The organism is Vibrio sp. Y176 (assembly GCF_033438945.1).
Window position 1 is genome coordinate 1 of the sequence record NZ_JAWOQS010000480.1, and the last position, 726, is coordinate 726.

Consider the following 726-nt stretch of genomic DNA (forward strand, 5'->3'; position numbering starts at 1 on the left):
CGATTGGATTTTTTACTGCCGGCCATTAGTTACTTCCTTTCAAAATACAAAGTTGAGCGGAGGGGATTATAAGATGCTAAGTCGCATCACACTAGACTGCTGAGGGCGGAATGGGAGATTTAACACCCTCAGTTGTCATGTTTAGACTAAATTTGTGCCAGTTCTTAATTAGAAAATAAGTGCGAATTACATCAATTCACGCATTTTCTCGAGGATTTTGAAGCTCAGGGCTTCTTTTGACTCTAGAGCTAATGCAAGCTCACCATCAGGCCAAAATAGGGTGATGGCGTTGTCATTACTATTGAAGCCTTGGCCTTCGACTGACACATCGTTAGCGCAGATCATATTGAGGTTTTTCTTCGCTAACTTTCCTCGGGCATAAGTTTCGACATCGTTGGTTTCTGCTGCAAAACCTACCGTAAATGGGCGCTTATCAGTCAGTGCTGCGACGGACGCTACAATATCAGGGTTTTTCACCATTTTGATGGTCATCTGATCGTTGTCTGCCGTCTTTTTCAACTTTTGAGACGCAATGGCCTCAGGTCGATAATCCGCTACTGCTGCGCAGCTGATGAACGCATCGTGACTGATGGCTTGAGCCATCACGGCCTCATACATTTCTTGTGCGCTAGACACGTTAATGCGCTCCACTCCCATCGGTGTGCTCAGGTTGACAGGGCCGCTCACTAGCGGGACTTTTGCGCCTAACTGCGCGGCAGCGTTTGC

At 47.0% G+C, this 726-nt stretch carries 1 protein-coding gene; it reads right to left on the reverse strand.

Going from position 1 to position 726, the window contains the following annotated elements; all coding sequences use genetic code 11:
- Positions 1-186: 186 nt before the first annotated feature.
- A partial coding sequence (locus R7O13_RS26830; RefSeq protein WP_318305202.1) for a phosphopantothenoylcysteine decarboxylase occupies positions 187-726 on the reverse strand: 540 nt, incomplete at its 5' end.